The organism is Nocardiopsis sp. NPDC006198, assembly GCF_040613895.1.
Classification (GTDB): Bacteria; Actinomycetota; Actinomycetes; order Streptosporangiales; family Streptosporangiaceae; genus Nocardiopsis; species Nocardiopsis tropica.
Genome location: NZ_JBEXSY010000026.1, coordinates 1 through 21,597, shown reverse-complemented (window position 1 = coordinate 21,597; position 21,597 = coordinate 1). Strand labels below are relative to the sequence as shown.

Below are 21,597 nucleotides of genomic sequence, written 5' to 3'. Positions count from 1 at the left end.
GGCGCGCCCCGGGGAAGCTCGGCTCAGAGGCCGAGGTACCGGGGCAGGAAGAGCACGAGGTCCGGCACGAAGGTGAGCAGGACCAGGATGAGCAGCAGGGGCACGAGGAAGGGCGCCGTGCCGCGGAACACCTCGTGCATGGGGCTGCGGGTGGCCGAGCCGAGCACGAAGAGGACGCCTCCGATCGGCGGCGTGAGCAGCCCGATCATGAGGTTGACGATGACGATGATCCCGAAGTGGACGGGGTCGACCCCGAACTGCGCCGCGATGGGCAGCAGGACGGGCACGGTGATCATCAGTGCGGCGACGGGCTCCAGGACCGTGCCGAGGAGGATGAGCACGAGGTTCACCAGAAGCAGGAACACGATCGGGCTGTCGGTGAGCCCCAGCAGGAACGACGCGATGTCCTGCGGCACGCGTTCGCGGGCCAGGATCCAGCCGAGCAGGCCGGACGCGGCCAGGACGATCGCGATCGACGCGGTGGTCGTCGCGGTCTCCACGAGGATCCGCCACAGGGTGCGCGGGTCCAGCCGGCGGTAGAGGAGGCCGAGCGCGAGCACGTAGGCGGCGCCGACCGCCGCGGCCTCGGTGGGGGTGAAGAGCCCGCTCAGGATGCCGCCGAGCAGGATGAGGGGCGCGCCCAGCGGGCCGAGGACGCGTACGACCGCGGTGCGGACCTCGCCGGCGGTCGCCCGCTCGCCGGCCAGGTGCGGCTGCTTGCGCGCCCACAGGTGGACGGCGAGGGCGAGTCCGGCGGCCACGAGGAACGCCGGGACCACCGCCGCGGCGAACAGTGCGGCGGTGGAGACCGCGGCGACGGAGGCGTAGACGATCGCGGGGATGCTGGGCGGCATGATCGGGCTGATCAGGCTGGAGGCGGCGGTGAGCCCCAGGGCGAAGCGCTTGGGGTAGCCGCGGTCGGTCATCGCCGGGACGAGCATCTTGCCCATGCCCGCGACGTCGGCCAGGGCGGTGCCGCTCACCCACGAGAAGCCGACGCTGACACCGATGTTGACGTAGCCCAGGCTTCCCCGGAGGCGCCCCAGCAGGACCTGCGCGAAGCCGAAGATGCGGTCCGCGATACCGGTGTGGTTGGCGGCGACGCCCACCAGGATGAACAGGGGGATGGCCAGCAGCGGGAAGCTGTTGATCTCCTGCGTCGCGGTGCGCAGGCTCAGGCCGGTGGACTGGTCGGTCAGGAGCATGTACGCCAGGGACGGCCCGAGGATGGCGAAGGCGATCGGTACGCGCAGGGCCAGCAGGACGACGATTCCCAGGAGGACGAGGCCGGCGCTCATCGGGTGGGCTCCTCGTGGTCGGTCGGTGCGGGGGGAGGGGTGCCGGGCGCGGGCGGCCCCGGGACGAGGACCGCGTTGGCCAGGGCGCGCAGCACGGCCACGGCGAGCCCGGCCATCGGGATCACGTAGGTCCAGGCCATCGGGATGCCCATCACCGGCGTGGTCTGCGGTCCGCCCGCGAACACGAGGTCGGCCGCTGCCGCGACGAGCAGGCCGCACGTCGCCGCGACGACGAGGTTGGCGAAGATCCACACGGCGCGCATCGCCCGGCCCCGGGCGACGAAGTCGACGAGCTTGAGGGTGATGTGCTCGTCGCGGCCGACGAGGTGCCCGACGAGGGAGAAGGCGAGCCAGACCAGGCCGAACCGGGCGAGCTCCCCCACCCAGACCCAGCTCTCACCGGGGACGTAGCGCTGGCCGGCCTGGACGAGCATCAGGACGAGGAGCATGGCCAGGAGCAGCGCGCCGAGGACGAGTTCCGCGGTCTCCAGCCATCGGACGGGTGCCGGGCGCGAGCCCGAGGGCCCGTCGCCGGACGTACTGGGGGGATTGGTCATCCCGGGCTCCACTCGACAAACGGGGGGTTGCATACGCCCTGTTCAGAGACGTGCTCCTGGAGGCCGTATGTCGTGGTTGTGAACTCTAGGTTTCGGTCGTCGCGCATGGCAAGCGATTGCCAAAAGTTGCCGTCCGGCGTAGAAAGTCCCCATGAGCCCGGTCAGGAGAAGCACGGTCTACGACGTGGCACGGGAGGCGGGCGTGGCCGCGTCCACGGTGTCCCGCGCCTTCAGCGACCCGCGGCGGGTCAACGCGGTCACCCGCGAACACGTCCTCAACGTCGCCGAGCGCCTGGGCTACCGGCCCAACCCGCTGGCGAGCGCCCTCCAGTCCGGCCGCACGGCCACGATCGCGCTCCTGGTCCCCGACATCGCCAACCCGCACTTCTTCGGCACGATACGGGGCGCCGAGGCCCGGGCCAGCGCCTCGGGGATCACCTTCATCCTGGGCTACACCCAGGAGTCCGCGGACAACGAGCGCGAGCAGATCCTGCGGCTGGACCGCTCGGTGGACGGCTTCGTCCTCGCCTCCAGCCGGATGAGCGACGCGACCACCGTCGAACTGGCCCGGGAGCACAACATGGCCCTGGTCAACCGCCAGGTCGAGGGGCTGCCCAGCGCGATCGTCGACAACGGCGGCGGCAGTCGGCAGATCATCGACCACCTGGCCTCCCTCGGGCACCGGTCGGTGGTGTACCTCAGCGGGCCCGAGCAGTCGTGGCAGGCGAAGGAGCGGTGGAGGGGGCTGAGCGCGGCGGCGGGGCGGTGCGGCATGGCGGCGACACGCCTGGGCACCTTCTCGCCCCGCGTGGCGGGCGGCGCCGCGGCGGCGGACGCCGCGCTGGTGTCGGGGGCGACGGCGTTCGTCGCCCACAACGACCTGCTGGCGATCGGCATGCTGCGCCGCCTGGCGGAGCGCGGGATCCGCGTGCCGCGGGACCGCAGCGTCGTGGGGTACGACGACATCTTCGGCGCGGACTTCTGCGTGCCGGCGCTGACCACGCTCGCGGGCCCCCACGAGGAGGCCGGGCGCGCGGGTGTGGAGCTGCTGCTGAACCGGGTCTCGCGGGCCGCCGCCGGGGAGGCCCCGCGGCAGGTGGTCCTCCCGGCGCACCTGGTGGTCCGCGACTCGACCGGCCCGGCGCCGGACTGACCGCGCGCCGTCCCGGAGGGCCGGCGCCGCCCGAGCGGCGGGGCCCGTGCCCGCGCGCACCGTCCCTCTCCGGGACGGCGGGAGGGCGCCGGGCCCGGCGCGCCCTCGCACCGGTCCCGACGCCCTCCGTCACGCCCGGGGGTCCGCCGTCACGCCCGCGGACCGGCCGGAGGCACGGCGGGTGTGAGGGCGGCGCCGGCGTGGGCGATGTGGGCCGCGGAGGGCCTCCTGACCTTCCGGTGTCGATCTCGACGATCCACGCCCATGTCGGAGGCCCTCACTTGCCGTCACATCGCTGCCGGACTGTATCCGACCTCTGTGGTCGGTACAGCTAGGCGAGCCCCTCCTCCTCCAGCCACTCCTGGGCGACGTCGGCGGCGTTCTCGTTCTGGACGACGACGCGCTCGTTGAGCGAGGTCAGGGCCTCCGTGGTGAGCGCCGCCGAGACCGCGTTCAGGGCGCCTCTGGCGGTCTCGTCGACCTGCTCGCCGTTGATCAGCGGGGTGATGTTCTGGGCGCCGAACAGGTTCTCCGGGTCCTCCAGGACCACGAGGTCCTCCACCGCGATCTGCGGGTCGGTGGTGAACAGGTTCGCGGCCTGGATGTCGCCGTCCAGGAGGGCCTGGGTCAGCAGGGCCACCTCCAGGGAGCGGAACTCGCCGAACTCGATGCCGTAGACGTCGGCCAGGCCCACCACGCCCTGCTGGCGGGTCTCGAACTCCGGCGGCCCCCCGAGGGTCAGCTCGCCGGCGACGCCGGCCAGGTCGGCGAGGGTGCTCAGGTCGTGCTCCTCGGCGGTCTCGGCGGTGACCGTCACCGAGTCCTTGTTCTCCGCGCTGGAGGAGTCCAGGATCTCCAGGCCCTCGGGGAGCGCCTCGGTGATGAGCGCGTTGGTCTCCTCGCTGTTCCCGCTGGGCGCCTCGTCGTCGAGGTAGGCCAGGGTGGCGCCGTTGTACTCCGGGAACACCGACAGGTTCCCGGACTCGATCTGGGAGTAGTACACCTCGCGGCTGCCGATGTTGAGCTGGTAGGTGACGTCCACCCCCTCGGCCTCCATGGCCCGGCCGTAGATCTCGGCGAGCAGGGTGCTCTCGGGGAAGTCGGCGGAGCCGATGACGACGGAGCCGGATTCGGCGCCGCCTCCTCCCTCCCCGTCCTCCGCGTAGGGGTCGCTGCCGCCGCAGGCGGTCATGAGCACCGCTGCGAGTGGGAGCCCGACGAGGGCGAGCCTCTTGTCCATGTCCGAACCTTCTCTTCTCTCAGTACTGCGTCAGCATGCGGCGCCCGAGACCGCCTAGCGCGCCGACGCGGCCTCGGCGCGCAGCCCGGGTGCGACGAGCAGCAGCCGCAACCCGGCGAACAGGAGTGTGGTGAGCACCGCGAGCAGCACCACCAGCACGGAACCCCCCAGCATCATCGTCAGGTCCTGGCGGGCCTGGCCGTCGACGATGTAGCGTCCGAGCCCGCCCACGCCCACGTACGCGGCGATGGTCGCGGTGGCGACCACCTGGACCGCCGCGGTGCGCATCCCGATGAGGATGAGCGGGGCGGCCACGGGCAGTTCGAGCTTGAACAGCACCTCGCGGCCGCGCATCCCCATGCCGAACGCCGCGTCGCGCAGGCGGGGCTCCACCCCGCGCACGCCCTCGTGGGTGTTGACCAGGATCGGCGGGACGGCCAGCGCCACCAGCGCGCAGACCACGGGGACGAGCCCGATCCCGGCCGCCAGGACGATGAGGAACAGGACGCCGATGGTCGGCAGGGCGCGGGCGAAGTTGGCGAGGCTCGCGGTGAGGAACCCGCCCACGCCGGTGTGCCCGGTGAGCAGTCCCAGGGGGACGGCGATGACGGCGGAGATCAGCAGGCCGAGCAGGCAGAAGTAGACGTGCTCGGCCATGCGCGCGGGGATGCCCGCGCTCCCGGTCCACTGCGCCGGATCGGCGAACCACGCGACCAGCTCGTTCAGGATGTCCATGGCTGCCTCTCCCCCGGCGTGGTGCGTTCCCCGGCCGGGGTTCCCGACCCGGCACGCGCGGCGGCCCCGGCGGACGCGCGGGCGACCGCCCTGCGTCCCCGGCCGCTCCTCCTGTCGTCCCGGCGGGCCCAGGGGGTGAGCCCGCGCTGGGCGAGCACGAGCAGGGCGTCGGTGACGAAGGCCAGCAGGACGGTGAGCAGGACGCCGACCACGATGGGCGCGTCGAACTGGCGGCGGAACCCCTCGCTGAGGATCAGCTGGCCCAGTCCTCCCAGACCCACCAGGGAGGCGACGCTGACCATGCTGATGGTGGCGACCGAGGCCACCCGGAGGCCGGCGATGACCACCGGCACCGCCACCGGCATCTCCACGAACACCAGGCGACGCAGCGGACCGAAGCCCATCGCCACGGCGGCCTGGCGCACGTGCTCCGGCACCTGGCGGAGCCCGTCCACCACGTTGGGCAGCAGGATCACCAGCGTGTACAGGGCGAGCGGCACGACGGCCGTCCAGTCGCTGAACCCGGTGTAGGGCAGCATCAGGAAGAACAGGGCGATGGACGGCACCGCGTAGAGCACGTTGACGCCGGTCAGCACCGGCGGGTACAGCGCCTTCCAGCGCACGCACGCCAGGCCCAGCGGCACGGCCACCGCGAGTCCGATGAGGATGGACAGGTAGGCCAGCCGCATGTGCTCGGTCAGGCGGGGCAGGATCCCCCGGTCCGGCTCACCCGGGTAGCTCCAGTTCGCCACGCCCCAGTCGAGGACGCCGGCCGCCCACTCCCAGGCCCCGCCCATCACTCGGCCACCGACCACAGTGCGGTGCCCAGGTCGTCCTGGGTGACCACGCCGGCCACGCGCCCGTCGGAGTCCACGCCGACGGCGCGGCCGGCCGGGGAGAGCACGGCGGCGTCGAGGGCGGCGCGCAGGGAGTCCGCGCCGACGTCGAACGTGTGGCCGTAGGGTGCGAGGTCGAGCGAGCCGAGGGCGGCCCCGGCGGGGGCGCGGTCGAGCCGGTCCGCCGCGGCCCACCCCAGCGGCATGCGGTCGCCGTCGACGACCAGCACCCAGGGCTCGCCCTTGCCGCGTGCGACGGCGGCCGCCTCGGTCACCGGGGTGCCGTCGCCGAACACGACGTCCTCGCGCAGCGACAGGTCGCGTGCGGGGAAGAACGACAGCCGCCGCACGCCCCGGTCGTAGCCGACGAAGGACTCCACGAACGCGTCGCGGGGGGCGGCCAGCAGGTTCTCGGGGGTGTCGTACTGGGCGAGCCTGCCGCCGGGCCGGAAGACGGCGATGCGGTCGCCCAGGCGGACCGCCTCGTCGATGTCGTGGGTGACGAACACGATCGTCTTGTGCAGGTCGGCCTGGAGCCGCAGCAGCTCGTCCTGGAGGCTGGCGCGCACGACGGGGTCGACGGCGCTGAAGGGCTCGTCCATCAGGAGGATGGGCGGGTCCGCGGCCAGCGCGCGGGCCACGCCGACGCGCTGCTGCTGGCCCCCGGAGAGCTGGTGCGGGTAGCGCCCGGCCTGGGAGGGTTCGAGTCCGACCAGCTCCATGAGCTCGTCGGCCCGGGCCCGGGCCCGGGACCTGTTCCAGCCGAGCAGCAGCGGCACGGTCGCGATGTTGTCGCGGACGGTGCGGTGCGGGAAGAGCCCGGCCTGCTGGATGACGTAGCCGATGGATCTGCGCAGTTCGGCGGGGTCGCGGCCGCGGATGTCGTCGCCGTCGATGAGGACGGCGCCCCCGGTGGGCTCGACCATCCGGTTGATCATCCGCAGCGACGTGGTCTTGCCGCTGCCGGAGGGACCGACGAAGACCGTGGTCTGTCCGGTCTCCACGGTGAGGTCCAGGTCGTCGACGGCGACCGTGCCGTCGGGGTAGAGCTTGGCAGCGCCCTCGAATGTGATCATCGGCCGGGCTGTCTCCGTTCGGGGACCGGGGTGGTGGTGAGACGGCGGTGAGCAGGCCGTCCGCACGTTACCCGTGTGCAGGTGGATCAAACGGTATGGTCTCGGCCGTGACCCGACCGGGACCTCGTGTCCGCGGCGGGTGGCGTCGGCGGCGGGGCAGGACGTCGCCGTCCCGGACGCGGCCGGGCCCGGGGGCGCCGGCGGGGCCTTCCGGGTCCGGACACGCGAACGGGCCGGGCCCGTTCGTGGGCCCGGCCCGTGGGCCGGTTCCGCGGTGGTGGCGGCTCAGTCCTGAGCGGCGATCCACGCGGCGAGCTGGTACAGGTCGTCCAGGACGGCGTCGGCCCGGGCCGCGTCGTCCATGGCCGAGTGGCGGTAGCCGTAGATGCCGCGGCGGAGCAGGACCGCGCGCATCCCGGCCTTGAGCGCGGGGACGACGTCGTTGTCGACGCGGTCCCCGACGTAGAGGATCTCGCCGGGCGTGATCCCGGGGCGGCTCCGGCCGGCGAGCTCCGCGACCCGGTCGAAGAACTCGGGGGCGGGCTTGGCGACGCCCCAGTCGTCGGAGATGCCGATGCCGTCCACGCCCAGGTCCATGGCGGCCAGGGCGGGTCCGGCCTCGGGCGGCTGGTTGCCCGCGACGACCAGGGAGAGCCCGGCGTCGCGCATGGTCGCGAAGGCCGGGCGCACGTCGGGGTAGAGGTCGCGCACGCCGAAGTGCTCGCGCTCGCCGCCGGGGTCCTCCGCCCGCCACCGGGCGCTCTCCCGCGCCAGGTCGAACCCGGGCACGAGGAGCCGGAAGCCCTCGGTGAGGGTCCCGCCCGAGGCGATGACACCGCCGATGGTGCCGAAGAACGCCATGTGCGGGATGCCGAAGCGGTCGGCCCAGCGCGCGAAGATGCGCGTCTCGTCGACGAGCGTCTCTCCGACGTCGAACACCACGGTACGAATTGTCACGGTCAGGGAGTCTACAAGCACCCCTGTACCGTTCCGGGGGCGGACGGAGCCGGTGACCGTCCCCGGGACCCCGGTCAGCCGGGCGGTCGCAGCACGGCGAACGCGTCGGTGATCTCCAATCCCCGTGTGCGGAAGCGGAAGAGGGCCGCGGGGCGCCCGCCCGAGCGCCCGGAGGGCACGGAGCGGCCGGTCTCCTCGATCTGCCCGCGCCGCAGCAGGACCCGGCGCAGGTTGGTGGCCGCCACGTCGTGCCCGAGGGCCGCCCGGTAGTAGCCCGACAGCTCCGACATCGTGAACTCGGGCGGGGCGAGCGCGAACCCGACATTGGTGTAGCTGAGCTTGGCGCGCAGCCGGTGGTGGCCGGAGCGGACGATGGACGCGTGGTCGAACGCCATGGGGGGCAGGAGCGCGGCGGGGTGCCAGCCGGTGTCGGCCGGCACGACCGGGTCGATGTTCGCGGGCACGAGCCCGAGGTAGGCCGTGGCCAGGGTGCGGCGCTGGGGGTGGCGGTCGGGGTCGCTGCGCGTCTCCAGCTGCTCCAGGTGGGAGAGGTCGCGCACGTCCACCTTCTGGGCGAGCTGGCGCCGGATGGAGGCGCCGAGGCTCTCACCCGCCCCGAGCCGCCCGCCGGGAAGGGCCCACTCCCCCTCGCACGGGGGGAGGGCCCTGCGCCACAGGAGGACGCACAGTTCTCCCGCGCGGATCTGGAGGACGACGGCGAGCGCCTCGTGCGCCGACAGCACCGCGTGGTCCGCCTCGCCGCAGACGGAGGCCCTGACCTGTCCGTTTGCTTCCGGGTTGTCCACCCTGTCCCTTCCGTTCCTCGTCATGTTAAGCTGCACCAGGTTTGTGCCTGACAGACGAAAACCTGTTCATCCGCATCGACCTCTCACGGCACGGAGTCCGTACGACGTGCCCACAGCCCCAAGGAAGTAGTTGGACATGGCACCGGTCACCGCCACGGCGGACACCATGACCAGGCAGGAATGGGCCACCGAGGTCCGCCGCCTGGCAGAGGAGCGCGACGCTGTCATCCTCGCGCACAACTACCAGCGCCCGGAAATCCAGGACGTGGCGCACTACACCGGTGACTCCCTCGCGCTGTCCCGCCTGGCCGCCACCGTGGACGCCGGGACCATCGTCTTCTGCGGCGTGCACTTCATGGCCGAGACCGCGAAGATCCTCGCCCCGGAGAAGACCGTCCTCCTGCCGGACCCCGCCGCGGGATGCTCGCTCGCCGACACCGTCACCGCCGCGGACGTGCGCGCCTGGAAGGCCGAGCACCCCGACGCGGTCGTCGTCGCGTACGTCAACACCACCGCGGCGGTCAAGGCCGAGACGGACATCTGCTGCACGTCCTCCAACGCCGCCGACGTCATCCGGTCCATTCCGGAGGACCGCGAGATCCTGTTCCTCCCGGACCAGTTCCTCGGCGCCCACGTCAAGAGGGTCACCGGTCGCGAGAACATCCACATCTGGATGGGCGAGTGCCACGTGCACGCGGGGATCGACGGCCACACCCTGCGCGAGCGGGTCGCCGCCGAACCCGACGCCGAGGTGTACGTCCACCCCGAGTGCGGCTGCGCCACCTCCGCCCTCTACCTCGTGGGCAGCGGCGCCGTCCCCCAGGAGCGCGTGAAGGTCCTCTCCACCGGCGGCATGCTGACCGCCGCCGAGAACACCACCGCCAAGAAGGTGCTGATCGCGACCGAGACCGGCATGCTGCACCAGCTGCGCGGGGTCAACCCGACCACCGAGTTCGAGGCGGTCAACTCCCGCGCCGAGTGCCACTACATGAAGATGATCGACGCCGACAAGCTGCTCGGCTCCCTCCGCCACGGCACCACGGAGATCACGGTCGACGCAGACACGGCCGAGCGCGCACGGCGCTCCGTCGAGCGCATGGTCGCGATCGGCTCGCCCTCCCGGGGCGGCGAGTAGCACCGGCCCCGCCCCTCTCCGGCCGGCCGGGTCCGGTCCGCCCCCGCGGCCGCTCCCGGCCGGCCACGAAAATTCGGGTAACAGAACTCTTACCTTCGGGACACAGCTGTCTCTTTATCTCCACGCCGCTCCCCTCCCCTCGCTACCGTCACGGTTGAGCGGGGGAGAATCGTGACCAGAGATGGCGAAACAGGCGAACCAGCACGGACGGCGATCGAGGCGCTCTACGACGCCTTCGCCCCACCCCTGTACAGGTACGCCTGGGCGCTCCTGGGAGACGATCCGGAGCAGGTCTCCGATGCCGTGCACGACGGGCTGGTGGCGGGCGTCGTCCTCGACGCGCGCCGCTCCGACCCCGCCGACCGGGGCCCCTGGCTGTACGCCCTGGTCCGCTCCGCCTGCCAGCGGCGCGGCCTGGCCCACGTCAGCCCCTACACCGGCCTGGCCACGGTGCCCGCCGAGGCCCCGGTCGCCCGCATGTTCGCCGGGCTGCCCGCCAGCCACCGCGAACTGGTCGAACTGCACCTGCGGCACGCGCTGCCCACCTCGGCGACCGCCCGCGTCCTGGGCCTGGACCCCGCGATCTGCGGTGAGCTGACCCGCTCCGCGATCCGCCGCGCGGCCGAGTGCCTGGCGGAGGAGACCGGCGGATCCGCCCTCGCCGACCGGGGGGAGGCCCCTCCCGAGGGGGCCCGGGCCGGGGAGGCCCTGCCCGATGCCCCCGGGGGGATCGGCTCCCCCGGCTCCGCGGCGTGGCGCGCCCAGGTCCACGAGGTCTCCTCCGCCCTCGCGCTGCTGCGCCCTCCCGGCCCGCCGCCCGGCCTCCGCGAGCAGGTGCTCCTCACCTGCCTCGACCCCGGGTCCTCCGGCGTCCGCGACCGGATCGCCGCCCAGATGCACCCGCTCACCGGCGAGGGCTACCCCCTGCACCGGTCCCGCGTGCCGGGAGAGCCCGAAGAGGTCCCGGAGGCCTTCGAGCCCGGCCCCGACCCCCTCCCCCGGGCCCTGCCCGGAGACCGCCTGACCACCGCGGACCACCCGGCGCACGAGGAGGGGGCGACCCCGCTCCCCGGTCCGCGCCCGGAACAGGACGACGAGGGGGCGCGGCGCCGCCGGGCCGACCACCGCCGCTGGTCGCTGCCCGCCGTCTCCGGCCTGGCCACGGTCGCGGTGGCGGTCTCCCTGTGGGCGTGGGCGAGTGCCGTGGGCGGCCCCTCCACGATGATCGGCACGGCCCCCGCCGAGGCCGAACGCGGTCCCGGCGCCTCGGACGTGGAGACCGCCTCGACCGCCTCCGACGCCAAACCCGAGGCCGGGCCCACCGGCCCGGACTCCGAGCCGACCGCTCCCGCCTCCCCCGAGGTCCCGGGGAAGCCCGGGGACGAAGCTCCCGGGGAGGAGGCCTCCGGGGAGGGCACACCGGACGGGGGCGCCGCGCCCGCGCCGCCGGCCGGGGAGCAGAGCCCGCCCGCCGACGGCGGACCGGACGACGACCCCGACGGCTCGGACAGGGACGGCTCCGGGGACGACGACGCCCCCGGCGACCCGCCCGAGGAGGACGGGTCCGACGACGGGGGCGGTGGCGGTGGTCTGTTCGACGGACTGCTGGGGCTGCTCTTCGGCGGTGGCTGACGCCGGGGCGCCCCGACCTCCCGCGCGGCCGTCGCGGCCGGACGTCTAGGCGGGTGTCAGAAGGCGACGAGGAGGTGCTCGGCCGCGGTCCGCAGCCGCCGCTCGACCTCGTCGACGTCGCGCCGCCCCTTGAGGACCTCGACCAGCTCGAAGATCCACACGCTGGTGAGCGAGCCGACCAGGACGTACCCGGCGCCGGTCCGGTCGACCCCGGCGGCGGGGTCCTCCTCCGGCGGGGCGGTTCCGGCGCCCTCCAGGTTGCCGGTGGCCACCCGCCACACCAGGTCGGAGATGCGCACGTCCAGCTCGATCTTGACCTCGGCCATGATGAGCGACCGGATGAGCGCGTCGGCGAGCTCGGGCTCGCGCATCAGCCCGCGGGTGGCGCGCAGCAGGACGTCGACGGCGCGCTCGGCCGGGGAGTCGGCCGTGGGCGGCCGGCGGACGATCCCGCCCTCCAACAGGTCGAGCTCCTCGGTGACCACGGCGACCACGAGGTCCATCTTGGAGGGGAAGTACCTGTACAGGGTGCCGAGGGCGACCCCGGCCCGCTCGGCGACCGACCGCATCTGCATGGCCTCGACGCCACCGCGCACGGCGAGCGCGGCCGCCGTCTGCACGATGCGCTTTCGGCGCTGGGTCTGACTTCGCGACATGGTTCCGCTCGGCGCCTGCACCGCCACAGGATCTCTCCCATTCGTCGTCAGTCCGCGCGCTGCCCGCTCGCCACGGCGCTGAGGGCCAGGACTCGGCCGAGGCTCCTGTGAACCCCGGCCGTACGAGAACACGTTATCCAACGGTTTCCCTCCCGCGCAGTTCTTCACGCCCATGATCCACACCTCATCGCACGACGTAGCAGTAGCAATACGAAGAGGACGCCAGGCTTTTCGGATATCCCGTCCAAGCTTTATAGAATATGTTCTATTTAGGGGGCTCGCTTGACCCCCGCCCCCTATGCCCCACCCGGCCCCCTCCGGCCGCGGCCCCGGAACGACCACATCCTAGAATCGAACCGGATTCGGTTTCTAGTGAGAGGTCGCCCCCATGCCTGACGTGCCCCCCGTCGAGGACCTCGGGGACGGGGTGTGGAGCCTTCCGGTGCCCATCCCCGGCAGCCCCCTCGGCTTCACCTACGTCTACGTCCTGACCGGCCAGGACGGCCCCGTCCTCGTCGACACCGGCTGGGACCACGACGAGTCGTGGGAGGCGCTCGTCCAGGGCCTCGGGCGGACCGGGCACGCGGTGGAGGAGGTCCGGGGAGCGGTCCTCACCCACTTCCACCCCGACCACTCCGGCCTGGCCGGCCGCCTTCGCGAAGCCTCCGACGCCTGGATCGCCATGCACCCGGCCGACATCGCCGTGACCGAACACCTGGGCTCGGTCCCCGCTGAGACCCGCCGCGCCTCGATCGCCGACCAGCTGCGCCGCTCGGGCTTCCCCGACGAGGACGTCCGGACCCTCCTGGACGGACCGCGGCCGTTCACGCCCTCCGCCGTGCCCGACCTCGCCCTGGAGGACGGCGCCGCCGTCGACCTCCCCGGCCGCGACCTGCGCGCGGTGTGGACCCCCGGCCACACCCCCGGACACCTGTGCCTGCACCTGGCCGACGGCGGCAGGCTGTTCACGGGGGACCACGTCCTGCCCCGCATCACCCCGCACGTGGGCCGGTTCCCGCTCCTGTCCGACACGGGCGACCCCCTCGGCGCCTTCCTCGACTCCCAGGCGCGCATGGGACGGCTCCCCGACGCCGACCGACTGGTGTGCCTTCCCTCACACGAGAGCCGCTTCACCGGACTCACCGCCCGCTCGGAGGAGATCACCGCCCACCACGAGCAGCGCCTGGACGAGATGGCCGCGCTCCTCGCCGAGGGCCCCGCCACGCTGTGGGAGGTCACCTCCCGCCTCGCGTGGAAGCGGCCCTGGACCGGCATGCGCGTCCAGGCACGCCACATGGCCGCCGCCGAGACCGCCGCCCACCTGCGGCTCCTCGAAGCGCGCGGTCTCGCACACCGTTCCGAGAAGGACGGCCTGCCACGCTGGGTCGCCGTCGCCCCGGCACGGCGCCCGGCATAGGATCCCTTACCAACCGGCCCGACGCCGCCGCCGACCCAACTGCCGAGTAACATATGGGGCGCTCATGCCCGTCACCGGCGAACACGCGCGTCCGCGACGGCGGCCACCCCGCCCACACACCGGCGGCACGCAGCGGCGAGCGGGCCAGCGACCCAACGAAGAGGTGGACTCTTGACCCAGCCGGGCAACAACACGGGACCGGGCCCACGGCCGTCCGCCGAGCGCCCCCTCCGCGTCGCCCTGCTGTCCTACCGCAGCAAGCAGCACGTGGGAGGACAGGGCGTGTACGTCCGCCACCTGTCGCGGGAGCTGGCCGCCCTGGGCCACGAGGTCACCGTCTTCTCCGGCCAGCCCTACCCGGCCCTGGACGAGGGCGTCACCCTGGAGAAGGTCCCCTCCCTGGACCTCTACAACGACGCCAACCCGTTCGTCGCCCCGCCCGTGCGCGAATGGCGCGACTGGATCGACGTCCTGGAGGTCGCCACCATGTGGACCGCCGGATTCCCCGAACCCCTCACGTACTCCCTGCGCGCCAACCGCGAACTGCGCCGGCGGCTGGACGAGTTCGACGTCGTCCACGACAACCAGACACTGGGCTGGGGCCTGCTCGGCATCAAGTCCGCCGGCCTCCCCCTGGTCACCACCATCCACCACCCCATCAGCGTGGACCGCAGGATCGAACTGGAGGAGGCCAAGGGCCTCCAGAAGCTCTCCAAGCGCCGCTGGTACGGGTTCGTGGGGATGCAGGCCCGCGTCGCCCGCAGACTCGACCCCATCCTCGTCCCCTCCCGGTCCTCGGCGGAGGACATCGCCAGGGAGTTCGGGGTCGACCCCGCGGCCATGGAGGTCACCCCCCTCGGCGTGGACACCCGCTACTTCCACCCGCGCCCCGAGCTGGAGCGCGTCCCCGGCCGCATCGTGTGCACGGCCAGCGCCGACAGCCCGCTCAAGGGCGTGGCGGTCCTCCTGCGCGCCGTGTCCAAGCTCGCCACCGAACGCGACGTCTCCCTGACCGTCGTCAGCCGGCCCCGGCCGGGCGGCCCCACCGACCGGCTGGTGGACGAGCTGAGCCTGCGCGACCGCGTCGAGTTCGTCAGCGGCATCGACGACACGGAGCTGGCCGAGCTGATCGCGAGCGCCCAGGTCGCCGTCGTCCCGTCCTTCTACGAGGGCTTCTCCCTGCCCGCCGTGGAGGCCATGGCCTGCGGCACCCCCCTGGTCGCCAGCCACGCCGGGGCGCTGCCCGAGGTCGTGGGAACCGACGGCGACGCCGGACGGCTCGTCCCCCCGGGAGACCCGGAGGTCCTGGCGGACGCGATCGCCGCCCTGCTCGACGACGGCGCCGAGCGCGGGCGCATGGGCGCCGCCGCCTGGCAGCGCGTCCAGGAGCGCTTCACCTGGCGTGCGGTCGCCGAGCTGACCGCGCGGAGGTACGCCTCCACCATCGACCTCGTCAGGGGCGGCCGCCCCGCCGACGACACCCGTCCCGCGCCCGCGCGGGCCCGCGCGAACGGCGCCTGACCCGGCGGGCCGCGCGCACCACCACCCGCGTCCGCACCACCTAGGGAGCCTCCACTGATCACCGTCGACTTCAACCTGTTCCCCGTCGGACCGGGCGACCGCGTTCTCGACCTGGGCTGCGGCGGCGGCCGGCACGCCTTCGAGGCCTACCGCCGCGGGGCCGACGTCGTGGCCTTCGACCAGAACGTCGGCGACCTCGCCGAGGTCGAGACGATGTTCGCGGCGATGCGCCACGAGGGGGAGGCCCCCGAGGAGGCCAGTGCCGAGACCGTCAAGGGCGACGCCCTCGACATGCCCTTCGACGACGACAGCTTCGACCGGGTGGTCGCCGCCGAGATCTTCGAGCACATCCCGCACGACACCGCCGGGATGAAAGAGCTGTTCCGGGTGCTGAGACCGGGCGGGATCGCCGCGGTGACGGTTCCGAGCTTCCTGCCCGAACGCCTCTGCTGGGCCCTCTCGGAGCAATACCACACCAACGAGGGCGGGCACATCCGCATCTACACGCGCGCCGAGCTGGAGGCCAAGCTCAAGGCCACCGGGTTCGAGATCGGCCCGCACCACCACGCGCACGCCCTGCACGCACCGTACTGGTGGATCAAGTGCGCGGTGGGCACGGACAACGACGACCACCCCCTCGCCAAGGCCTACCACGACATGCTGGTGTGGGACATGCTCCAGGCCCCGAAGGTGACCCGGATCGCCGAACGCCTCCTCAACCCGGTCATCGGCAAGAGCGTGGTCGTGTACGTGCGCAAGCCGCACGCCGCCTGATGGCCGCCCCGCACGCCACCGCACCCGCCCCGGAAGGGACCCTGCGCCTGCCCGGCGTGCTCAGCACCGAGCAGCTGCACCGCTCCGCCCACTACCTGGCGCGGAGCCAGGAGGAGGACGGCGCGATCCCCTGGTTCCCCGGGGGCCACACCGACGTGTGGGACCACGTGGAGTGCGCCATGGCGCTGACCGTCACCGGGCTGAGCGTGCCCGAGCACGGTGAGGCCGCGAGACGCGCCTATCTGTGGCTGGAGCGGACCCGCCACCCGGAGGGCGGCTGGCCCGCCAAGTTCCGGCAGGGCGTACCGGTCACGGAACTGCGCGAGGCCAACCACGCCGCCTACCCCGCGGTGGGCCTGTTCCACCACCTGCTCGTCACCGGCGACACCGGGTTCGCCGAACGGACCTGGCCCGTGGTCGAGAGCGGCCTGGAGTTCGTCCTCGGACTGCGCGGCGAGCACGGCGAGATCCTGTGGGCGCGCTCGGAGGACGGTTCGCCGGGCGACCACGCCCTGCTGACGGTGTGCGCGAGCGTGCACCACGCCCTCCGGTGCGGCGTCGCCCTGGGCGCGCGGCTGGGCCGCGACCGGCCCGAGTGGTCGGCCGCGGCCGACCGGCTGGCGACGCTGATCAACGAGCGGGAGGACCTGTTCTCCGACCGCAGCAGGTTCTCCATGGACTGGTTCTACCCCGTCCTGGGCGGGGCCGTCCGCGGTGCCGCCGCCAAGGAGCGCATCGGGGAGCGCTGGGACACCTTCGTCATGCCGGGGCTGGGGGTGCGCTGCGTGAGCGACCAGCCGTGGGTGACCGCGGCCGAGTCGTCGGAGCTGGTGCTCACCCTGGCCGCCGTGGGTGACGTCGAGGGGGGAGTCCGCGTCATGCGGGACGTGCAGCACCTGCGCGACCCCGACGACGGGGTCTACTGGACCGGCTACCAGTTCGCCGAGCAGGTGCGCTGGCCCGTGGAGCGCAGCACGTGGACGTCGGCCGCCGTGATCCTGGCGGTGGACGCCCTCACCGGGACCACGCCGGGGTCCCGGGTCTTCCTGCACACCTGGGACGAGGAGCCCGCGGTCCGGTAGCGGAACCGCGCCCGGCCCGCGTCCGCGTACGGACGGGGAGGGCGGCACGGGACAGCCCCGGCGGTGGATACCGCCGGGGCTGTGCCTGTCCCGGGCCTTCGCCTCGGCCCTGTGCCGTGGGGGCGCCGCGGGCGCCCGACAGCGCGGGAACCCCCGGTACCTGCTGCGGGTCGGTCCGTTCCCCGCGAACCCGCCTGCGGCGCCTCCCGAACCCCGCGGACACCCGGGCCGTGCCCGCGTGGGGCCTCCGCTCTGCTAGGGGATGCCCCACTCCTCGGACCGGCGCGTCTCCTCGCCCCCGCCCGGCGGCGGGACCTCGCCCCCTCCGCCCGGGTCCGGCTGCTCCGGGATCCCCGGCTGCTCCGGGTCCGTCGGCACCTCGGGCTGCTCCGGGATCCCCGGCTCGACCGGGTCCGTCGGCACCTCGGGTTCGGCGGGCTGCTCCGGCTGCTCCTCGCCCTGCGGGGGAGCCTCCGGCTCCTGGGTGGACGGGTCCGGAGCCCAGTACTGCGTGGACCCGGCGAAGGCCGGCTCCGGGAACTGGACCACCTCGCGCCCCTCCATCGCCCTGGTCATGTAGTTGCGCCAGATGGGCGCGGCCACACCGCCGCCGGAGATGTCGTACCCGGGGATGCTGAAGCTCTGGTTGTTCTGGTTGTAGACGCCCACAGCTGTGGACAGCTGCGACGTGTACCCGACGAACCAGGCCGCGACGCTGTTGTCGGTGGTACCGGTCTTGCCCGCCGCCGGGTGCGTGTAGAAGTTGGCGGACGAACCCGTGCCCCCCTCGATCACCTGCCGGAGCGCATAGGTGACGTCGGCCGCGGTGGACTCCTCCAGCGCCCGGGTGCTCTCGACCTCGGGGCGCAGGTCCTCGCCCTCGGTGTCGATGATCTCCTTGACCACGTGCGCCTCGACGTGCTCCCCGCCGTTGGCGAAGGTCGCGTACCCGCTGGCCTGGTCGACCGGGCGGACCGTGGAGACGCCCAGGGCCATGGTGGGCACGAGCTGGTTGTCGAGGATGCTCCCGTCGGGGAGGCCCGCCGCGTAGGCGGTGTCCCGGACGTTCTCGTAACCGGTCTCCATCGTCAGCTCGATGTAGCCGAGGTTGTTGGAGACCCGGGTGGCCTGGACCAGGTCCATGGGGCCGCCCGGAGCGTTGCCGGCGTTCTGGATCGTGGAGCCGGCGATGCTGCGCGGGCCGCTGCCGTTCACGATGCTGCGGAGGCTGTACCCCTCCTCCAGCGCGGTGGCCAGCACGTAGGGCTTGAACGCCGATCCGGCCTGCGCCCCGCCCAGGAGCGCGCTGTCGTACTGGTTCTCGTAGTAGTCGTGGCCGCCGTAGAAGGCCAGGACCTCGCCCGTGGCCGGGTCGATCGTGGTCAGGCCGACGTTGACGCCCTCGGGAAGGGCCTCCGGGGGGATCGACGCCTCGACCGTCTCGTAGGCGGCGTCCATCAGCTCCTCGTCGAAGGTCGTGACGATGGAGTAGCCCTGGCGGTTGATCTGGTCCTCGGTGTAGCCGAGGTCGGCCATCTCCCGCATCACGGCCTCGTACATGTACCCCCGGTACCCGCTGAGGTCGGTGCCCTCCAGGGGCTTCTCCGGCTCGGGAGCGGGGAACTCCATCGCGTCGGCCTCGGCCTGGGTGATGGCCTCCGTGGTGACCAGACCGTTGACGACGTAGCGCCAGCGCTGCTCCATCTCGGGGGTGGTCTCCACGTCGGCCTCGCCGAACGGCGTCGGCTGCTGGATCGCCGCGGCCAGGAACGCGGCCTCCTCGGGCGTGAGCTCGTCGACGTCCTTGTGGTAGTACGCCTGGGCCGCCGCCTGGATGCCGTACGCGTTGCGTCCGAAGTAGATGGTGTTGAGGTACTGCTCCATCACCCACTCCTTGGACTCGCTCTGGTCGACCTTGATGGAGATGATGATCTCCTGGATCTTCCGGGAGACCGTCTGCTCCAGTGACACGCCCTCGTAGTAGTTGCGGACCATCTGCTGGGTGATCGTGGAGCCGCCCTGGACCTGCTGCCCGGTGACGGTGGACCACACGGCCCGCGTCGTCCCCCGGATCGAGACCCCGGGCTCCTCCCAGAAGCCGCGGTCCTCGGCGGAGATGACGGCCTCCACGATGTGGTCGCCGCCGGCCACCATCTCGTCATAGGTGACGGGTTCGCGGTCGGTGCCCCGGTACGCGAACTCCGTCTCGCCGTCGGCGAAGTAGAAGGTCGACCCCTGTTCGAGCGCGTCGGCCTTGGCCGCGTCGGGCACCTCCACCGTGGTGTAGAAGAACGCGAACACGGCGGCGCCGAGGACCACGAACAGGCCCGTGACGATGAGGAAGACCCGGAGGATCCGCCACCACAGGGGCTTCTTGGCCTTCTCGCCCTTGGCCGCCTTCGGGTCTCCGGGGCCCTTGGGGCCGCCAGGTCCCGTACCGCCGGGCCCAGCGGGGCCCTTGGGGCCCCCGGGACCGTTGGAACCGCCCTTGCCGCCCGAACCGTGCGCGGCCGAGGCCCCGGTGGGTTCCTGGCTGCCGGACCGTCCCCCGGGCGTCTCGCCCGGGGCGCCGGCGGCGGTTCCGGCGGCCGCGGCGGCACCCGCGGCGCCGAGTGCGCCGACGCCCGCCGAAGCGGAGGACCCGTGCGTGCCCTGGCCCCCCTCACCCGCACCGGACTCGTCGGTCACGTAGTCCGAGAGGCGGCGCGGCGCGGGCCAGAGCGCGGCGGTCTCGGCGGCGGAGGACTCGTCGATCCTCTCCGCCTCGGCCTTGTCCGGAGCGACGGCTCCGGGCGCCGGGAGCTCGTCCCCGTACAGGGGCGCCGACTCCGCGGCGGACACACGGTCCGCGGGCCACGAAGCGCGGGGTCCGGGGTCCCCGGCGACGACCACGGCGTCGGCGGACTCCCCGCCGTCGGCCCCGGCCGCACTGTCGGTCGCGCCGTCGGCCGCGTCCTGCGGCACGGGGAAGGCCTCGGTCCTCGGGGTGGGCCCCTCCTCCGCGTCTTCCTGGGCGGCCTCGGAGGACACGGTGCGAACGTCCCGGGAAGTGGGGGCCTCCCCGGCGTCGACCGCGTCATCCGTCTCCGGCGCGTCCCCGCCCGGGGCGTCGACCGCGTGCGCGGTACCCTCGCCCGGGGACGACGGGCTCCGGTCGGAGCCGTCTTCGCCTGTCCCGGCGGACGAGGACCCCTCCATCAGGTCGGGATCGTCGTAACCCTGCTCGGCGAGGGTCTGCGCGACCCGCTCCCGGAAGAACGTGCCGCTGGTCTTGAAGGTGATCGGGCTGATGAACTCCGGCTCCGGCTGCTCGCCCGTTCCGCCCTGCGCCTCGTCGGCGTCGTCGGGGGACTCGGTCTCGCCACCCCGTGCGGCGGGCGCGCCACTCTCAGAAATGTTCTTGCTGGACAGCTCTTCGGCAGAGGTGTCTTTTACTTCCGGCGTGTGCTTCTCGGGACGCTGTCCATCCGCCCCGCCTTCGCCGTGTGTGCTCTCGCTCAGCTCCCCGCCCCCATGGCAAATCACGTCCGGCACCGTGCCGTCCTTGTGTTTGACGCGCGAGTGCCCCTGATCGTTCAGTTCGAGTCAGGACTGAAGCGGTAATGAGGGGAATAACGCCACCATCGCTCCGCCCTCCACGCAACGATACCCGCCCGTAACCAGGTCGAGGTCGAATCCGTTACGGCGCTGTCACTTCTTACCGAGGGCTTACCCTCGCCAAGCGTGTTTCGGGCCAGTTGTTGAATGCCTCACTTTCTCATGACCGCGACAGTTCCGCGCACTCCGGGAACCACGCCACCTCCGCGGCGCGGGCGGTGTCCCCGGAGCACGCCCCCGTACGGGGCACGGGAGAGCGGTCAGGCGACGCGTTCGAGGACGCGCATCGACCCGAGGGCGCGCACCTCCTCGAACCTTCCGGACTCCAGCGCCCTGAGGTAGATGTTGTGCGGCGGACGTCCGCCGTCCGCGGGGTCGGGGAACACGTCGTGGATGACGAGGGCCCCGCCCACGGCGACGTGGGGGCTCCAGCCGGCGTAGTCGTTCTGCGCGGCCTCCTCGCTGTGCCCGCCGTCGATGAAGACCATCCCGAGCGGGGTCCCCCACACGGCGGCGACCTCGGAGGACCGGCCGACGACCGCGATGACCTCGTCGTCCAGGCCGGCGCGGGTGATCGTGCGGCGGAAGTGCGGAAGGGTGTCGAACCTGCCGGTCTGCGCGTCCACGAGCGAGGCGTCGTGGTACTCCCAGCCCTCCTGGTGCTCCTCCGAGCCCCTGTGGTGGTCCACCGTCAGGACCTTCGTGCCCGTGGCGCGTGCGGCCGCACCGAGGAAGATCGTGGACTTGCCGCAGTACGTGCCGATCTCCACGACGGGGCCGACGGCGGAGTACCGGACCGCCGTCTCGAAGAGGAGCGTGCCCTCGTCGGTGGGCATGAAGCCCTTGGCTTCCTCTGCGGCGGCCAGGAGGTCCGCGGGGATTGTCTTCGTCATACGGGAATTCTCCCACCGGTGGAAACGGGCAGGCCCTCCTGCCTCCCGGAAACGCAGAAGCACACAGGAAGAACACAAAGGCCGGTCCCTCTCCGACACATCCGGCCGTTCTTTTCACAAACGCACAAGCACAGGCGCAAAAAAGGAGGGGGCCGCCCACAAGGCAACCCCCTCCCTCACAAAAAACCGTGGCAGCGACCTACTCTCCCACCCCACCACAGGGCAGTACCAT

At 72.8% G+C, this 21,597-nt stretch carries 18 protein-coding genes; 7 read left to right on the top strand and 11 right to left on the bottom strand.

Annotated elements, in window-relative coordinates:
* Positions 1 to 23: 23 nt before the first annotated feature.
* Together ABZ234_RS18940 and ABZ234_RS18935 are read right to left on the bottom strand one after the other, a co-directional pair.
* Complete coding sequence (locus ABZ234_RS18940; RefSeq protein ID WP_355012955.1) at positions 24 to 1,298, bottom strand: TRAP transporter large permease; 1,275 nt, start codon at positions 1,296 to 1,298, stop codon at positions 24 to 26.
* Positions 1,295 to 1,855: a TRAP transporter small permease gene (locus ABZ234_RS18935; RefSeq protein ID WP_355012954.1), complete on the bottom strand. Its 561-nt coding sequence runs from the start codon at positions 1,853 to 1,855 to the stop codon at positions 1,295 to 1,297. Before ABZ234_RS18935 ends, ABZ234_RS18940 begins: the two co-directional genes overlap by 4 nt.
* A gap of 151 nt (positions 1,856 to 2,006) precedes the next feature.
* Here ABZ234_RS18935 and ABZ234_RS18930 point away from each other — a divergent pair, with 151 nt between their 5' ends.
* Positions 2,007 to 3,008 (top strand): LacI family DNA-binding transcriptional regulator, encoded by a 1,002-nt coding sequence (locus tag ABZ234_RS18930; protein WP_355012953.1) that lies wholly within the window; start codon positions 2,007 to 2,009, stop codon positions 3,006 to 3,008.
* A 331-nt stretch (positions 3,009 to 3,339) separates the two neighbouring features.
* Here ABZ234_RS18930 and ABZ234_RS18925 read toward each other — a convergent pair whose 3' ends face one another.
* The 6 genes from ABZ234_RS18925 to ABZ234_RS18900 all read right to left on the bottom strand — a co-directional run bounded on the left by ABZ234_RS18925 (position 3,340) and on the right by ABZ234_RS18900 (position 8,682).
* Positions 3,340 to 4,248, bottom strand: coding sequence for an ABC transporter substrate-binding protein (locus ABZ234_RS18925; protein ID WP_267946279.1), 909 nt, complete (start codon positions 4,246 to 4,248; stop codon positions 3,340 to 3,342).
* A 54-nt stretch (positions 4,249 to 4,302) separates the two neighbouring features.
* Complete coding sequence (locus tag ABZ234_RS18920; RefSeq protein ID WP_267946280.1) at positions 4,303 to 4,983, bottom strand: ABC transporter permease; 681 nt, start codon at positions 4,981 to 4,983, stop codon at positions 4,303 to 4,305.
* Entirely contained in the window at positions 4,971 to 5,780 is an 810-nt protein-coding gene (locus ABZ234_RS18915; RefSeq protein WP_355012952.1) for an ABC transporter permease subunit, read from the bottom strand. The genes ABZ234_RS18920 and ABZ234_RS18915 overlap by 13 nt, the downstream gene beginning before the upstream one ends.
* The gene (locus tag ABZ234_RS18910) at positions 5,780 to 6,895 is read right to left on the bottom strand and encodes an ABC transporter ATP-binding protein (protein WP_355012951.1); all 1,116 of its coding nucleotides are present in this window, start codon (positions 6,893 to 6,895) and stop codon (positions 5,780 to 5,782) included. The genes ABZ234_RS18915 and ABZ234_RS18910 overlap by 1 nt, the downstream gene beginning before the upstream one ends.
* 285 nt (positions 6,896 to 7,180) lie before the next feature.
* A complete protein-coding gene (locus ABZ234_RS18905) occupies positions 7,181 to 7,852 on the bottom strand; it encodes an HAD family hydrolase (RefSeq protein ID WP_355012950.1) in 672 nt (223 codons plus the stop codon).
* A gap of 74 nt (positions 7,853 to 7,926) precedes the next feature.
* Entirely contained in the window at positions 7,927 to 8,682 is a 756-nt protein-coding gene (locus ABZ234_RS18900; RefSeq protein ID WP_344178181.1) for an NUDIX domain-containing protein, read from the bottom strand.
* Between the two features lie 112 nt (positions 8,683 to 8,794).
* Between ABZ234_RS18900 and nadA the strand changes: the two genes are divergently transcribed.
* Together nadA and ABZ234_RS18890 are read left to right on the top strand one after the other, a co-directional pair.
* Positions 8,795 to 9,793 (top strand): quinolinate synthase NadA, encoded by a 999-nt coding sequence (nadA, locus tag ABZ234_RS18895; protein ID WP_267946285.1) that lies wholly within the window; start codon positions 8,795 to 8,797, stop codon positions 9,791 to 9,793.
* A 171-nt stretch (positions 9,794 to 9,964) separates the two neighbouring features.
* Positions 9,965 to 11,425: a sigma-70 family RNA polymerase sigma factor gene (locus ABZ234_RS18890; protein WP_355012949.1), complete on the top strand. Its 1,461-nt coding sequence runs from the start codon at positions 9,965 to 9,967 to the stop codon at positions 11,423 to 11,425.
* A 56-nt stretch (positions 11,426 to 11,481) separates the two neighbouring features.
* On the opposite strand, the gene ABZ234_RS18885 is transcribed toward ABZ234_RS18890, so the two are convergent.
* Positions 11,482 to 12,108: a TetR family transcriptional regulator gene (locus tag ABZ234_RS18885; RefSeq protein ID WP_344178177.1), complete on the bottom strand. Its 627-nt coding sequence runs from the start codon at positions 12,106 to 12,108 to the stop codon at positions 11,482 to 11,484.
* A 361-nt stretch (positions 12,109 to 12,469) separates the two neighbouring features.
* Between ABZ234_RS18885 and ABZ234_RS18880 the strand changes: the two genes are divergently transcribed.
* From ABZ234_RS18880 to ABZ234_RS18865, 4 genes are all read left to right on the top strand, one after another.
* Positions 12,470 to 13,498 (top strand): MBL fold metallo-hydrolase, encoded by a 1,029-nt coding sequence (locus ABZ234_RS18880; protein WP_355012948.1) that lies wholly within the window; start codon positions 12,470 to 12,472, stop codon positions 13,496 to 13,498.
* A 171-nt stretch (positions 13,499 to 13,669) separates the two neighbouring features.
* The gene (locus ABZ234_RS18875; RefSeq protein ID WP_355012947.1) at positions 13,670 to 15,019 is read left to right on the top strand and encodes a glycosyltransferase family 4 protein; all 1,350 of its coding nucleotides are present in this window, start codon (positions 13,670 to 13,672) and stop codon (positions 15,017 to 15,019) included.
* 54 nt (positions 15,020 to 15,073) lie between these two features.
* A complete protein-coding gene (locus tag ABZ234_RS18870) occupies positions 15,074 to 15,793 on the top strand; it encodes a methyltransferase domain-containing protein (RefSeq protein ID WP_267950491.1) in 720 nt (239 codons plus the stop codon).
* Positions 15,793 to 16,875, top strand: a complete 1,083-nt coding sequence (locus tag ABZ234_RS18865) for a prenyltransferase (protein ID WP_355012946.1) — start codon at positions 15,793 to 15,795, stop codon at positions 16,873 to 16,875. Before ABZ234_RS18870 ends, ABZ234_RS18865 begins: the two co-directional genes overlap by 1 nt.
* 255 nt (positions 16,876 to 17,130) lie before the next feature.
* On the opposite strand, the gene ABZ234_RS18860 is transcribed toward ABZ234_RS18865, so the two are convergent.
* The gene (locus ABZ234_RS18860; protein ID WP_355012945.1) at positions 17,131 to 20,409 is read right to left on the bottom strand and encodes a transglycosylase domain-containing protein; all 3,279 of its coding nucleotides are present in this window, start codon (positions 20,407 to 20,409) and stop codon (positions 17,131 to 17,133) included.
* 323 nt (positions 20,410 to 20,732) lie between these two features.
* Positions 20,733 to 21,365 carry a class I SAM-dependent methyltransferase gene (locus ABZ234_RS18855; RefSeq protein ID WP_355012944.1) on the bottom strand — a complete coding sequence of 211 codons (633 nt, stop codon included), beginning with the start codon at positions 21,363 to 21,365 and terminating at the stop codon, positions 20,733 to 20,735.
* Positions 21,366 to 21,597: the final 232 nt, after the last annotated feature.